General features: G+C 64.0%; 13 protein-coding genes. 7 read left to right on the forward strand and 6 right to left on the reverse strand.

Features of this window, described 5'->3' with window-relative positions:
- Positions 1–116 precede the first annotated feature (116 nt).
- Positions 117–1,013: a LysR family transcriptional regulator gene (locus OEJ36_RS15995; RefSeq protein WP_263402415.1), complete on the forward strand. Its 897-nt coding sequence runs from the start codon at positions 117–119 to the stop codon at positions 1,011–1,013.
- Positions 1,014–1,026: 13 nt separating this feature from the next.
- On the opposite strand, the gene OEJ36_RS16000 is transcribed toward OEJ36_RS15995, so the two are convergent.
- A complete protein-coding gene (locus OEJ36_RS16000) occupies positions 1,027–2,466 on the reverse strand; it encodes an HD domain-containing phosphohydrolase (RefSeq protein WP_263402328.1) in 1,440 nt (479 codons plus the stop codon).
- Positions 2,467–2,552: 86 nt separating this feature from the next.
- Between OEJ36_RS16000 and OEJ36_RS16005 the strand changes: the two genes are divergently transcribed.
- Entirely contained in the window at positions 2,553–3,323 is a 771-nt protein-coding gene (locus OEJ36_RS16005; RefSeq protein WP_263402329.1) for an alpha/beta hydrolase, read from the forward strand.
- Between the two features lie 156 nt (positions 3,324–3,479).
- On the opposite strand, the gene OEJ36_RS16010 is transcribed toward OEJ36_RS16005, so the two are convergent.
- Positions 3,480–4,229 (reverse strand): SDR family NAD(P)-dependent oxidoreductase, encoded by a 750-nt coding sequence (locus OEJ36_RS16010; RefSeq protein WP_263402330.1) that lies wholly within the window; start codon positions 4,227–4,229, stop codon positions 3,480–3,482.
- A gap of 187 nt (positions 4,230–4,416) precedes the next feature.
- On the opposite strand from OEJ36_RS16010, the gene OEJ36_RS16015 reads away from it, so the two are divergent.
- Both OEJ36_RS16015 and OEJ36_RS16020 read left to right on the forward strand, forming a co-directional pair.
- Positions 4,417–5,322: a LysR family transcriptional regulator gene (locus OEJ36_RS16015; RefSeq protein WP_263402331.1), complete on the forward strand. Its 906-nt coding sequence runs from the start codon at positions 4,417–4,419 to the stop codon at positions 5,320–5,322.
- Positions 5,323–5,489: 167 nt separating this feature from the next.
- Positions 5,490–6,113: a hypothetical protein gene (locus tag OEJ36_RS16020; RefSeq protein ID WP_263402332.1), complete on the forward strand. Its 624-nt coding sequence runs from the start codon at positions 5,490–5,492 to the stop codon at positions 6,111–6,113.
- A 277-nt stretch (positions 6,114–6,390) separates the two neighbouring features.
- Here OEJ36_RS16020 and OEJ36_RS16025 read toward each other — a convergent pair whose 3' ends face one another.
- A complete protein-coding gene (locus OEJ36_RS16025) occupies positions 6,391–7,080 on the reverse strand; it encodes a glutathione S-transferase family protein (RefSeq protein WP_263402333.1) in 690 nt (229 codons plus the stop codon).
- Positions 7,081–7,151: 71 nt separating this feature from the next.
- A complete protein-coding gene (locus tag OEJ36_RS16030; protein ID WP_263402334.1) occupies positions 7,152–7,898 on the reverse strand; it encodes an SDR family oxidoreductase in 747 nt (248 codons plus the stop codon).
- A 138-nt stretch (positions 7,899–8,036) separates the two neighbouring features.
- On the opposite strand from OEJ36_RS16030, the gene OEJ36_RS16035 reads away from it, so the two are divergent.
- Positions 8,037–8,948, forward strand: a complete 912-nt coding sequence (locus OEJ36_RS16035) for a LysR family transcriptional regulator (RefSeq protein ID WP_263402335.1) — start codon at positions 8,037–8,039, stop codon at positions 8,946–8,948.
- 194 nt (positions 8,949–9,142) lie between these two features.
- On the opposite strand, the gene OEJ36_RS16040 is transcribed toward OEJ36_RS16035, so the two are convergent.
- On the reverse strand, positions 9,143–11,710 hold the full coding sequence (locus tag OEJ36_RS16040; protein WP_263402336.1) for a PAS domain-containing protein: 2,568 nt from the start codon (positions 11,708–11,710) through the stop codon (positions 9,143–9,145).
- Positions 11,711–11,904: 194 nt separating this feature from the next.
- Between OEJ36_RS16040 and OEJ36_RS16045 the strand changes: the two genes are divergently transcribed.
- A complete protein-coding gene (locus tag OEJ36_RS16045; protein WP_263402337.1) occupies positions 11,905–12,567 on the forward strand; it encodes a TetR/AcrR family transcriptional regulator in 663 nt (220 codons plus the stop codon).
- A gap of 30 nt (positions 12,568–12,597) precedes the next feature.
- Here the strand turns inward: OEJ36_RS16045 and OEJ36_RS16050 are convergent, their stop codons facing one another.
- On the reverse strand, positions 12,598–13,575 hold the full coding sequence (locus OEJ36_RS16050; protein ID WP_263402338.1) for a lipid A deacylase LpxR family protein: 978 nt from the start codon (positions 13,573–13,575) through the stop codon (positions 12,598–12,600).
- Positions 13,576–13,822: 247 nt separating this feature from the next.
- On the opposite strand from OEJ36_RS16050, the gene OEJ36_RS16055 reads away from it, so the two are divergent.
- Complete coding sequence (locus OEJ36_RS16055; RefSeq protein ID WP_263402339.1) at positions 13,823–14,122, forward strand: hypothetical protein; 300 nt, start codon at positions 13,823–13,825, stop codon at positions 14,120–14,122.
- The last annotated feature ends 28 nt before the right edge of the window (positions 14,123–14,150 follow it).

Below are 14,150 nucleotides of genomic sequence, written 5' to 3' on the forward strand. Positions count from 1 at the left end.
CTTTTCTTCTCTCGTTCACAGGGTTGGATTCAACGAGAGTCATCTTGCCGCGCCGGAAATTGTTTGCTCAACTGGGACAACGATTCACGAGCCATCCCGAATATCTGGACAATCCCATGCCCGACCCGCGCGTCAGCCTCAACGAGTTGGAAGCGGTCATGGCCGTTGCACGCCGCGCTTCGTTTCGCCAGGCGGCAATCGATCTCGGGGTTTCGACCACGGCGCTTAGCCATACCATTGCCAAGCTGGAAGCCAGCCTGGAAACACGCTTCTTCAACCGCACCACACGCAGCGTGTCCCTGACCGAGGCCGGTGAGATGTTCCTCGAACAGGTCGGCCCGGCCTTGCAGGATGTACGTGCCGGGCTCGAGGCCGTGCGCTCGCACAATGCCGGGCCGTCGGGGGTGCTGCGCATCAATGCGTTCGCCAGCGCTGCCCGCGCGGCGCTGCTGCCACTGGTGCTGGAGTTCTTGCGGCGATACCCGCAGGTGCATGTGGACCTGGTGACCGAGGGGCGCCTGGTGGACATCGTTGCTGACGGATTCGACCTCGGCGTGCGGGCGGCCAACCTGGTGCCCAGCGACATGATCGTGATCTCCCTGGGCCAGCCACAACGCTATGCCGTGGTGGGCACACCCGCCTACTTCGACGCGCACGGCCGACCGCTTGCACCGGCAGACCTGCTCCAGCATCCGTGCCTGCGTATCCGCCTGCCCAATGGGGCGATCTACCCGTGGCATTTCGAACGTGATGGCGAGGTCACCCGGCTGGATGTGCACGGCCCGCTCACCCTGGACGAGCCCGGCGTGGCCAAGGCCGTCGTACAGGCCGGCATCGGCATCGGCTTCTTCATGGAGCAGGATGTCAGGGAGGAAATCGCGAGCGGCCAGTTTGAACAGGTGTTGCACGCCTGGACCCCACCGCGCGACAACCTGTGTCTGTACTACGCCAACCGCCGCAACCCGTCCGCTGCACTCAAAGCCTTCATCGCCCTGGCCCGTGCGGGCATCTAGCTTGCCGTGGGTATCAGCCAATCAACCCCAGGGTCAGCCCCTTCAAGGTTGCCGCCGCCCGGGTTGAACAGCCGAGTTTGCGAAAAATACTCTCCATGTGCGTGCGCACCGTACTCGGGCTGATGGCCAGATTGCGCGCCACTTCCTTGTTGCTGGAACCCTGGCTTATCTGCAGAAGAATGTGGCATTCACGGGGCGTAAGCAGTGTGCTTTTAGGCTGGGTGAATGTGCGTTCGCCACGGGCGGCGGCGATCACCGCGTCGCAGATTTCACCGTCGAACAGGCCGCGCTCGGCGTCCTGCTTGAGCAGCGTGGCGGCTTCACTTTCGCTGTACGCGGGGCGCCAGGGCCTGGCGCTGCGCAAGGCCACCCACGCGACGGCAGTGCCCAGCAAGCGGTTCTCGGCATCCAGCGCCTGCGCCGGTGCCCCCCGGTAGTAACCGCTGCCGTCGAGACGCTCGTAGGCATGGGCTGCGATCTCGCCCGGCACACGCAGTTCGCTGATCGACCGGGTCGCCTTCTGCGTCCAGTAAGGCACCAGGTGCACACGCTCAGTGGCGCCGTAAGGCAGCGGCCCGGCGGTATTCCACAGGTGGTTGGAAACGGCTGCCCGGCCCAGGCCATGGATCAGCGCGGCCTTGCCGATATCCGCCCGCTTGGGCTCAGCCAGCCCCCAGAGGCGCGCGGCCTCGACGGCCACCTGCGCCACCTGCCGCGAATGCCCCGCCAGCCACGGCAGCTTCAGATCGATCACGTCGCCCACCAGGCTCAGGCACACGGGACGTTCACCGCTCGAGAAATCCTGCGGGCCGGCCGTGTCGTCCAACCCGGCCAGCCAGTCCTTGGCATTACGCACCAGCAATGCCGCGAGGGCCGCCGGATAACGCCGGTCGGACTGCTCGCTGATCCACTTCAACGCCGCGTCCACGCCATGGGCGCGGCTGAGAATATCCAGGTCCCCGGCGAGCACCACCTGGTAGGCCACCTCCGGGATGTGTTCATGGGTCAAGCCCAGGGGCCGGCCGGTGCCATCAAAGGTTTCAAATACCCGGCACAACCCGTTCTCCACGGCCGCACCCAGCTCCAGGGTGTTGGCAACCTCGCCAGCCACCTCGCAATGCACCACGGCGAGCGGCGCGGCCTTGTGCACCGCGTTCATATCGTCGGCATTCAGGGTGCCGTCCAGCATCGCGCGGCGGCCGTCCACGTCGTCCCCCAGCAAGTGGGCGAAGCCATCGGCATTCGCCGTACAGCCCGACCAGCGCAGCAGCGCCACCTGCTCCACCACCGCCAGTTGCGCGCTATCGGCCTGCCCTTCCTGCGCCAGCTGCCTGGCCAGGCGAGCAACGCGGGTGGAGTGCCCCAGCGGTTGGCCCATGCTGAGGTCGCCGACCTGGGCGATGGCCGCCAGGGCGGTGTTCAAGGAAACATCGAATCGCGGCGTGCTATCCATAAAGACTCGCTGGCTCGGATAAATGACCGATACCCGCCTGGCGGGCCCGTCAGCAGACTGGAGCTCCCAACACAGGAGTCATCCCCATGAAAACAATCAAGACCCAACTGGCTACCGCCGTCCTCGCCCTGACAGCCACCTTTGGCGCGGGCATCAGCCATGCCGAGAATACCCTGCCTTCCGTGGTGATCGTACACGGCGCATTCGCCGACGGTTCGGACTGGGCCAAGGTGGTTCCCCTGCTGCAAGCCAAGGGCGTTGCGGTGACAGTCATACAGAACCCGCTCACCTCCCTCGCCGACGACGTTGCCGCCACCCAGCGTGCGCTGCGCAACCAGCCAGGCAAGGTGGTGCTGGTCGGCCATTCGTGGGGCGGCACCGTCATCAGCGAAGCCGGTGACCAGAAGAACGTCAGTGCACTGGTGTACGTGGCCGCGTTCGCACCCGACGCCGGGCAGATCAGTGGCGAACAAGGCAAAGGCGCACCGACCCCGCCCGGCATCAGCCAGATCAAGCCGGATGCCAACGGTTTTCTTTACCTGACGCCCGAAGGCATGGCCAAAGATTTCGCCCAGGACCTGCCGGCGGAACAGACCGCCATCATGACCGCGACCCAGGGGCCGATTCGCGCGTCCGCCTTCGAGGACAAAACCACGGTCGCCGCCTGGAAAACCAAGCCGTCCTGGTACGTTCTGGCCAGTGAGGATCGCATGATCCACCCGGATGTTCAGCGCTCGTCCGCCAAGCGCATCGGCGCCCAGCTGACCGAACTGCACACCAGCCATGTGCCGCAACAATCACAGCCTGGCGAAGTGGCGGCGGTCATTCTCAAGGCGGTAGACAGCGTTGCTCAGTGAGAGCGCCGCCACGGGATAACCAAACCGGCGCAGTGACCTGCGCCGGCTGGTCCATTGCAAAGTAGCCTCACGTGGCTTGTCACCAGTGACCGCGAACGGCCAGGAGCAGCCCATCGCACCCGAAGGCAGTGAGCCCGCGATTGCGGGCTTCAGGCGTCAGATCTGGGCCATCCCGCCGTCGACAAAGAGCTCGATACCGTTAATGAAACTCGCCGACTCCGAGGCGAGGAAGGCTACCGCCTTGCCGATCTCCCGGGGCTCACCCAAGCGGCCCAGCGGCACCTGGCTGGCCAGCGCGTCGAACAGACCCTGGCGCGCTTCATCGGGCACCAGATCGCCAAGGCCAGGCGTACGAACCGGGCCGGGGCTGACGACGTTGACTCTGATGCCGCGGTCCTTCAGGTCCAGCGCCCAGGAGCGGGCGAAGTTGCGCACGGCGGCCTTGCTGGCGCTGTACACGCTGAAGTTGGCGGTGCCCTGAATCGAGGTGGTGGACGAGGTCAGAATCACCGATGCGCCATCCGTCAGCAAGGGCAGCGCCTTCTGCACGGTGAACAGAACGCCACGCACATTGGTGCCGAAGATGCGGTCGAAGTGTTCTTCGGTGATCGCGCCCAAGGGCAGCATGTCGCCGCCCCCGGCATTGGCAAAGAGGATGTCCAGTCGGCCGGCGGTTTTGGCGATCTGCGCATAGACCGCATCAAGGTCGGCGAGCACCGAAGCGTCGGCGCGAATCGCCGTGGCGGCTGGGCCAATGGCCTCGACAGCGGCGTCCAGCTCGGCCTGGCGGCGGCCGGTGATGAACACCCGTGCGCCTTGCGAGGCGAGTTCCTGGGCGGCGCCAAGGCCGATGCCGCTGCTGCCGCCGGTGACCAGGGCTACTTTTCCGGTAAAGGGTTTGTTCATGGTGATCTCCGATATCCAGGGTCGAGTTTCAGGTGTGAGGGTCCTGCCTCTTTCCGGCTGACAGCGCGGCGTTCAGGTGAGGCATGGCGCTACTCTAGGGATCGTCGATTGATGGAAAAAGAGAATGCAATGGAATGACTATCCATGGCCATGGATAATCCGACCTACCCCCTACAGAGGACTTTTCATGGACCAGCTCCAGGCCATCCGCGCCTTCGCCCGCGTGGTGGAGGCCGGCAACTTCACCCGCGCCGCCGACTCGCTGAACATGCCCAATGCGACCCTGAGCAAGCTGGTGCAGGAGCTGGAAGCGCATCTGGGGGTACGCCTGCTGCAGCGCACCACGCGGCGTGTCACGGTGACGCCGGAGGGCCAGGACTACTACGGCAAGGCCACCCGTGTACTGCGAGACCTGGAAGACATCGACTCCTCCTTCAACATCGTCCGCAGCAAGCCGCGCGGCCAGCTTCGCATCGACGTCGGCGGCTCGACCGCACGGGATGTACTGGTGCCGCTGCTGCCTGACTTTCTGGCGCGCTATCCGGATATCCGCATTGACCTGGGGGTGTCCGACCGTTCTGTCGACCTGATTGGAGACAACGTTGATTGCGTGATTCGCGGCGGCGCGCTGAACGCGTCGTCGCTGGTGGCGCGAGGCCTGGGTCAGGCAACCATGGTCACATGCGCATCACCTGAGTATCTGCGTCACAACGGCATCCCCGCCTACCCGGAGGAATTGCGCAATGGTCACCGGCTGGTCAGCTACCTGTCGCCGCAGAATGGCCGGGCGCTGCCATTCCGCTTCGAGCGTGACGGCGAACGCTGCGAGCTAACACTCGAGCACCGCATCGGCATCAACGAAAGCAACGCGCACCTGGCCGCATGCGTGGCGGGCCTGGGCGTCATACAGACCTTCGCCTACGCCGCGGGCGCCGCCCTGCGCGATGGCACGCTGGTGGAAATTCTCGAAGACTGGCGACCTGCTCCCTATCCGTTCCACGTCGTGTACCCACAGAGCCGCTACGTCACCCACCGCCTGCGGGTGTTCATCGATTGGCTCGTGGAATGCATTCCGAAGAAGGTCGCCGGCTGAGTGATTACAAGCGCTCGCCTGCCATGGCTCCTAGCCGACAGCAGCACTTATCGGGCATTGGCCGAAACCAGACAGGGATCTATTTCTACCGAGACCTGACCTGCTAGATTCCCCCTCCCCTACCCTGGTGATCACCAGGCGACCCTCTCGATGAAAAGGATGTCCACATGACCGGTGTAGTGCTCGGCAAACCCAATGCTGAAACGTTGTCGGCAGCCCAGTTCAAGGCTCTGCTGGAGGAGCTGATTCAGGCGGGATATGTCCAGTTGGACCAGCTGGAGGCGGGTAGCGATGAGATGGTGGAAAGCGATCTGACCTGCAAGCGCCGCACGGACGAAGAAGAAGCGTTGATTGCGCAGTGGGAAGAACAGGATCTCTATTCCGCATTCCAGTCCATCGTGTTCACAACGCTGGACGAGGTGGTTGCCCACTACGAGAAGTACCCGATCTTCTCCATCAACTTCGAGCAGGATCTGTATGACTGGACAACAATCGAAGGCGACTACGGCTACAAGTTGGTGCTTGACCCCTCCCATCCGACCCGCGTTCTGCAGGAGCTGGTTATCGATGCCGCGAACGAAGGCAACGACCTGATCGGCTGGGAGGATGCGCCGATGGCCGAAGTCATGTACTTCGGCGTTTGTCCTTATGGCCTGTTTATCGACGTGCAATGCTGCCCGCCGGATATGGACAAAACCATCCCCGAACAACCTCGCTATGCGCAGATCCGCACACTGCTTACTCGCGTTCTTGGCGTTGAGCCTCAGATCTACACCATGGATGAGGCCTGATGCAGCGCTAGGGACGACGACATGGAGGTTTGCGTTTCGCTGGCATTGTCCCAGTCCATGCCGAAACAACAGTGGGCGTAAGCGTTGCTGTCGGTAGCCAGGGACGGGTTATTTTCTCCACGCTAACTCCCCGCTATTGGTCCATTGCAGGCATTCACGATAGGAAGCTTTCGGCCAGAAGCGGCCTCTCGGAAAGGTTGGTAGCCAGCCCCGCCCGGCCTGCGGGCGGGGTCAGGTTCGGTTCATGCCGCCCCTTGAAGTTAAGAACCCGGACAACTTATGGCGCCTCGGACTCAGCGGCTAAGAGTGTTCCTGCTTCCTGTAGGTGCTTGCGGAATCGGATGGCATAGTCCTCTTTGACGGCTGCCTGAACACTGGGACGGCTAGCCAGGGCGAGCCGCCAGTCGGCTACTCGATTCAGACCCGCGAACAAGGGATGACTTGGCGCGAATTCAAGTATGTCGAAGTAGCGAAACACCGGAGCCATGGCGATGTCGACCATGCTGAGGTCCTCTCCGGCGAAATAAGGGCCGTCCGACATTTCGCTGTCGAATCGCTCCAGCTTTCCTCGCAAGGCCGCTGATTTGCCGAGGGCTACCTGCTGCTCGGAGGCATTCAGAAATCCCCATGCGTCGGCCAGCGCGGCAGAGGCGAACTCGACCCATGCACGGTGTTGTGCGCGAGTCAGTGCATTGATTGGATGCAGCGCGGGTTCAGGGAAGACGTCCTCCAGGTATTCGCAGATGGCGACGCTCTCGAATAGAACGGACTCGCCCACAATGTCGTTTGACACCTTGAGCAGCGGAACCTTGCCGGTTGGCGAGATGGCCAGAAACCAGTCGGGCCTGTTGCGCAGATCGATGTCGGTTCGCTGAACGGCAACGCCTTTTTCGAGCAATGCGATGGCCACTCGCTGAACGAATGGACACAAATGGTGGCTGACGAGTGTTAAAGATGACTGGTGCATTGGCATACCTACCAGGAAATAATCAAAGCCCGCTGCCACGCATGGCGCGGGCCGTATCGACGCAGGACCCCTTAGAGTGAGCGGCCGCCGTCGACGATGATTTCCGAACCAACCGTCCAGCGAGACTCGTCCGAAGCCAGGTACAGCACGGCCTTGGCCACTTCTTCGGGCGTGCCGAAGCGGCCGAAAGGGATGGTTGCAACGATGTCTTTATTGACCTGCTCGCGGTAGGCATCGGGAATCCCGAGCTTGTCGTAGAGCGGAGTATCGACAGGGCCGGGACTGACGGCGTTGACCCGAATACCGCGTGGGAGCAATTCGCTCGAAAGCGTCTTTGCCATGTTCAGGAAAGCCGCCTTTGTCGCGCCATATACAGATGAATGGGCAGCGCCGATGTGTGCATTGACCGAAGTATTCAGAACGACTGACGCAGGGTTAGCGAAGACCGGCAGCAGCGCCTGCATCAGGAAGTACGGCCCCTTGACGTTGATGTCGAAGGAACGATCGAACATTTCTTCCGTCCACGCTTCGATTGGCAGCCAAACGGATACGCCAGCATTGAGAAAGGCCACATCGAGTTGGCCGTAGTGAGCTTGAACGGCCTGCGCCAGTTCCTTCTGTGCGGTGATGTCGGCTGAGTCGGCACGCAGCACCAGGACCTCGCGGCCAAGCTCTGCCTGGGCGTTGGCGATGGACTCCGGATTGACACCCGTGACGATCACACGGGCACCCTCGGCGAGGAATTGCTTGGCCGTTTCCAGGCCAATGCCGCTGGTGCCACCGGTGATGAGTGTGCGTTTGCCTTGTAGTCGGGACATGTAAGGTTTCCTTTCGGTTATCACGGTCAGTCGAAGGACTGACCTGCCTGAGGGAAACTATGTATTCATGCCATCTGATTGATAAGATTGTTTATCCGAATACATTTCATGCTCTGAATGCATGAATTGGAGCGTTGAATGGATCGGCTTCTGCTGATGACCTGCTTTGTTCGTGCCGTCGAGACTGGAAGCTTCTCGGCGGCGGGGCGCGACCTAGGACTGGGGCAGCCCAATGTCAGTCGTTATATCGCGGCCCTGGAAGATCATTTGCAAACCCGGCTGCTTCATCGCTCCACGCGCAAGCTTGCCCTTACGCCTGAGGGCGAGCGCTATTACGCTGACGCCCGGCGTATTCTCGATGCCGTCGATGAGTCGGAATCATCATTCAGAGACAACGTCGCCCCGTCCGGATTGTTGCGCGTCGCCTGCCCAACTGCACTCGCCCATACATTCGTGGTACCGCATATACCTATTTTTCTGGAGCGCTATCCCGACTTGACGCTCGAACTGCAGGTCAATGATCGCTACGTGAATTTGGTCGACGAAGGCGCTGAGCTGGCAATCCGCATCGGGAATCTGGAAGACAGCGCCATGCGTGCCAGGCCGCTGGCTTGGTTCGAGCGCGTGTGTGTTGCCAGCAAGGGCTACTTGGCCAAACGCGGGGTGCCCATTACGCCCTCTGATCTGAGAACGCACGATTGCCTGATCTACACCCTGCTGTCGACAGGCACCACATGGCGTTTTCGGGGTATCGATGTTCCCGTTTCCGGCAGGCTTCGGGTCAATTCACCCGAGGCCATACGAGAGTGCGTCAATGCTGGGCTGGGGATCGCGCAGGGGCCTGAATGGCTTTATGAGGATGGGCTGAAAAATGGCAATCTGCAGCTCTTGCTGAGGGACTACGCGGCTCCGCCTGTGCCCGTTCAAGTCGTATACCTGGCTGCCCGGCTCCTTCCCAAAAGGGCCATCGTCTTCATGGACTTCATCGCCGAGGTGTTTGCAAAAAGCTCTGCATTTAGTGCTTCCCCCAGACCGCCACGTTTGCAGTAGCACACTATCTGCCTGGGGCAGCTGGGCCTTGAGGTCTCACAATCCGGGCATCGTTGCATCCTTGCAGGGCCACGCTGAACTACCCCGAGTTTCAAAGAGCCACCTTGTGTCTGGAAGGCTGCTTCTGGCCGCAAGCAGCCTGCAGCAACACAGGCCTTCGACCAGAAGAAGAGCCACAACCCCACCCGCTTTGACTAGGCCACCACCAACCCACGCACCCGCGCCACCAGCGCCTCGAGGGTGAAGGGCTTGGTCAGCACCTCCATCCCCGGGCCGAGGTAGCTGGGCTCGAAGACGGCGTTTTCGGCGTAGCCGGTGATGAACAGCGTCTTCAGGCCGGGGCGGATCTCCCGCCCGGCGTCCGCCATCTGCCGGCCATTCATGCCGCCGGGCAAACCGACGTCGGTGATCAGCAGGTCGATGTGCACATCCGAGCGCAGCACCTTGAGGCCGGCCAGGCTGTCGGCCGCTTCGATCAGGGTGTAGCCCAGGTCGCCCAGCGCCTCTGTCAGTAGCATGCGCACCGACGGCTCGTCGTCGACCACCAGGATGGTTTCGCCGGTTTCGGCACAGGCGGAAGGGTTGCCGGGCGTCTCGGCCTCCTCCCCGCCTGCATCGCCGTGATAGCGCGGCAGGTAGATGCTGACGGTGGAGCCCCGACTCGGCGTCGAGTGGATGCGCACCTGCCCGCCGGATTGCTGGGCGAAGCCGTAGATCATCGACAAGCCGAGGCCGGTGCCCTGGCCGATGGGTTTGGTGGTGAAGAACGGGTCGAAGGCCTTGGCGATGGTTTCCGCCGTCATGCCGATGCCGTTGTCGGTCACCGACAGGCACAGGTATTCGCCCTCGGGGAGGTCGAGTACGCGGGCGGCCCTCGGGTCCAGCATCAGGTTGGTGGTTTCTACCCTGATGGAGCCGCCCTCGGGCATGGCATCGCGGGCGTTGAGGCAGAGGTTGAGCAGCGCGTTCTCCAACTGGCTCGCGTCCACCAGCGCACGCCACAGGCCGGCCGCGCCGGAGGTATCGACACGGATGCTGGGCCCCACGGTGCGCTGGATCAGCTCGGTCATCCCGGCAATCAGCAGGTTAACGTCGGTGGCCCGCGGAGCCAGCGTCTGCCGCCGGGAGAAGGCCAGGAGCCGGTGGGTCAGGGCCGCTGCCCGCTTGGCCGCGCCCTGGGCGGTGCCGATGTATTTCTCGATGTCCTGCCAGCGCCCCTGGGCGATGCGCAGGCCCATCAGGTCGAGGGCGCCGGAGATGCCCGCCAGCAGGTTGTTGAAGTCGTGGGCCAGGCCGCCGGTGAGTTGGCCCACGGCCTCCATCTTCTGCGACTGCCGCAGTTTTTCCTCGGCCTGCATCAGCTCGGCCGAGCGCTCGGCGACACGCAGTTCCAGGGTGTCGTTGAAGGCGCGCAGGGCGGCAATCGCCCGGTCGCGCTCGGCCTCGACGGCACGGCGCCCTTCGACGTCGATGAGCACGCCGGGGAAGTTGAGCGGGCTGCCGTCATCGGCCAGCTCCACGCGCCCGTTCGCTTCGATCCAGTAGTAGTTGCCGTCCCTGCGGCGGACCCGGTACTGGTGAGCGTAGGCGCCGCCACGGCCGATGACCTCGTCTATCGCCGCGATCAGGCCTTCGCGGTCCTCGGGGTGCACGGTGGCGATGACCTGTTCGAGGGCCAGGCCCTCGCGGCCCAGCGCCGGGTCCAGGCCGAAGGATTCGGCGAAGGGCTTGTCGACGGTGAAGCTGTCGGTGGGCAGGTGCCAGTGCCAGGTGCCGATGATGGCGCCGGCCGCCAGAGCCAGTTGCACACGCTCGCCGTTCTCGCGGGCCTGGGCCTCGCTGATGCGCAGGCGCTCCTCGGCATCACGCCGCTGGGTGACGTCACTGAAGATGATCGCGATCTGCCGCTCGGCCGGCTCGCCGATCCGCACTGCGCGCACGTCGAACCAGCGCTCGAAGGCCTTGGCGTAGCTTTCGAAGTTGGCCGGCTCGCCGGTCTTGGCCACATGCCCGTAGGTTTCGAACCAGAAGCGTTCGAGGTCGGGGGCGAATTCGGTGACCCACTTGCCGCGCAGGTTCACACCCGACTCGCGCTCGAACGCCGCGTTGGCTTCGACGAAGCGATAGTCAACCGGCTCGTCGTTCTCGTCGAACTTCACCTGCACGATGGCGAAGGCCGCCTCGGTGGTTTCCAGCACCGTTCTGAAACGCTCCTCGCTGCGCAGCAACGCCGCCTCGGCGGTGCGCACCTTGGTGCGGTCCAGCATCGCGCCGATCATGCGCAGCGCTCGGCCTTGCGTATCGCGGATCACATGGCCGCGGTCGAGCACCTCGGCGTAGGAGCCATCGTGGCAGCGGAAGCGGTAACCGTCCGACCAGGCCGTGCCGGTGCCGTCGATCACCGAGTGGATGGAAGCGCTGATGCGCTCCCGGTCATCGGGGTGGATCTGCGCGATCCACCAATCGCCCGTCGGCTCGACGCTGCTGGTAGGGTGGCCGTAGGCATGCTCCAGGGCGTCGTTCCACAGCACGTGGTTGGCGAGCAGATCCCAGTCCCAGATGGCGTCGTTGGTGGCCTTGGCGGCCAGGCGGTAACGCTCCAGGGTTTCGTCCCGCGCGAGTTCGGCGGGTTGCCGCGTACCCGCCTGCGCCGCATCCAGCGCGGCGCGCAGGCGGGTGACCTCGGCCTGCAGTTCTTCTCGGGTCAGGTTGTTCAGGATCCGGTACTCGCGTGTGGTGTTGGATGGACGGAGGGATCGCATCGGATGTGCCTGCATCAGACCAAAATCCAGGCCGGTTTGCACGGGCCTGCAGCGCATCGTGCGAGGTATTTTCGCGCTCCCTGACGGCACTGCTGCCAGCACGGGGCGGCCGTGCCGCTGAAGGTTTGGCGCATTGCGCGCGCACAAATCGGCCAGGCCGTTGTCTCTAGTTGCTCGGACTCCCAGGGTGCCCCATGCCTCTCGTCAAAGAACCCACCTGCAAGGCCCAGCGCCAGCCCCAGCAAAGCCGTGGCGAGCAGCGCGTCACGGCCATCCTGGAGGCCTGCGAGCGGCTGTTGGTGGAGGAAGGCGAGGCGGCGCTCGGCATGCACCGGATCGCGGCGGAAGCGGAGACCTCCATCGGCTCGCTCTACCACTTCTTCCCGAACAAGCAGAGCATGCTCCTCGCCCTTTCCGAGCGCCACGAGCTGGCCATCCAGGCGGTCGCCGAGGAGATCGGTCGCATCGACGACGCCACCTGGCAAGGCGCTAGCGCGGAGCGACTGATCACCCTGCTGGTGAAGCCGCTGCTGGACTACGTGGCGCAGAACCCGGTGCTGCTGTCCCTGATCCGATTCGACAGGGCGGCGGGCAAGTCCCCCACCGACACCCCCGTCCAGCCCCTGCTGCAGGCCTTGTGCATACGCATCCTGGCGCTGCGCCTGCCGGCCACCGACGAGCGCGCCAGGAAGGCCTATGCGGCCACCCTGCTCGGCCTGCCCCTGGGCCTGGTGACCGACCTGATGGTGGATTACGACAAGGACATGCGGGCTGCGGTGCTGCACGAGGAAATCCCCCGGGCGCTCACCGCCTACATCCAGGCCATCGAGGCGAGCCAGGGGCGCGACGCCCCCTGAGGTGCCGGGCGCCCGCAGGCGCCCCGCCCGTCACAGCCAGGTGGACAGGGTGACCGAGCCGAACTGGTCGTGCTCCTGCTGGGTCTTGAACTCATGGCTGCGCCAGACGTTGGCGAACGACAGCTGCCAGCGGTCCCACAGCATGGCGAACCCCAGTTGGGCGTCGCCCACCCACTTCTCGCGGTCCACGGAGTGGCTGTCCTTGAAGGTGTTGCCGTCCAGCAGCATGTTGTGGGCCATGAAGCGCCCTTCGAGGTTGGCGAATACGAACCAGCCGAAGCCTTCACCGGGCTTGAAGTACTGCGCGCCGCTGGGCGCCGGCGTGACGGCGGGCTGGCTCAGGCTGCGCGAAAGCCCCTGGCCGAAGCGCACGCCCGCGCCGGTGGAAGCGTAGGTGTAGAGGTTGCCCACCGCGCCCCCGACGCTGGGGCCATATTCCAGCTCCAGGCCACCCAGCTGATGCTGCAGCCACCAGCGTTTCTCGTAGCCCAGGTTGACGAAGGGTTCGTTCTCCAACTGGTTGTCCCAGCCCTCCGGCGCATCGCTGCCGGTGACCTTGTGCACCGCTCGCTGCAACCGCTTGCCGCCCGCGCCCTGGCCGACCAGGCCGGCATCGAGGGTGAAGGTGTCGCTCACGCGCAGCCCTTCCCACTGCTCATCGGCGAACAGCGTCACCCCGCCGAACACCAGCCCGGCGTAGGGGCGGTCCTGCTCCTGCAGTTCGGCGGTCTCGATCTCCTCGGGGGTGTAGAGCTGGTGGCCGAAGCGGTAGGCGGCGTAGCTCAGGTCGCTGGTGGACCAGCCGGGCAGCACGCCTGCCAGGTTGCGCGTCCAGTGCGCCTGCTCGGGTTCGAAAGCCAAGGAGCCCTCGATCCCGTTGGTGTAGTGGCCGTCCTGGCCACCGGTGAATACATCGTTTTCGACCTTCAGCGAAAAGACTTCGGCGTTCACGCCGCTGGCAACTAGCAGGGAAGTGACGAACATCGCGCCGATAGCGGAGGCTTTCATGGGTGGCTCCAGGTTGTTTTTAGTGGCTTCCGAGGGGCAGGCGGCCGGGCCGCATGACTAAGAAAGCCGGCGCGAAAAACCGTTCAACAAAAATAGACGATGGATTCTAGTTTCCGGCCAAGGCCAGGCCGTGCGCGCCTTGCAGCGCTCCAAGCCCCGCCGCCCCGCCCGTCACCCCAGGGCGGGCAGGGCTGAACCGTACCCGCTCACGGGCCTCCAATGCACCAGGAACGCAGTGGAGACCAGCATGATCAGCTATCACGGGCAGGCCATCGTTTCCTTCAGCGGGCGTGCGGGCCAGATGCTCGGCATCCAGAGCCGGCGAACCGAAATCGGGCTCGAAGAAACCGCCCCGGGCGTCTTCAATCTCACCTGTGGGCTGAACCTCAGGGGTGCTGAAGAGGTTCGCATCACGCTGCCCGAGCGGCAGCACATCAGCGGCACGGTGGCCGCACAGGAAGGCCAGGTCGTGACCCTGGTGGCAACCGGGCAGGAAACCACGCCCAGCCGCCCCGAGCAGGCCAGGCACCAGGAGCAACGTGGATAGCGCAGGCAGCGCTGCCAGCAAGGAGGAG

Source organism: Pseudomonas sp. PDM13, assembly GCF_025685765.1.
GTDB classification, from domain to species: domain Bacteria; phylum Pseudomonadota; class Gammaproteobacteria; order Pseudomonadales; family Pseudomonadaceae; genus Metapseudomonas; species Metapseudomonas solani.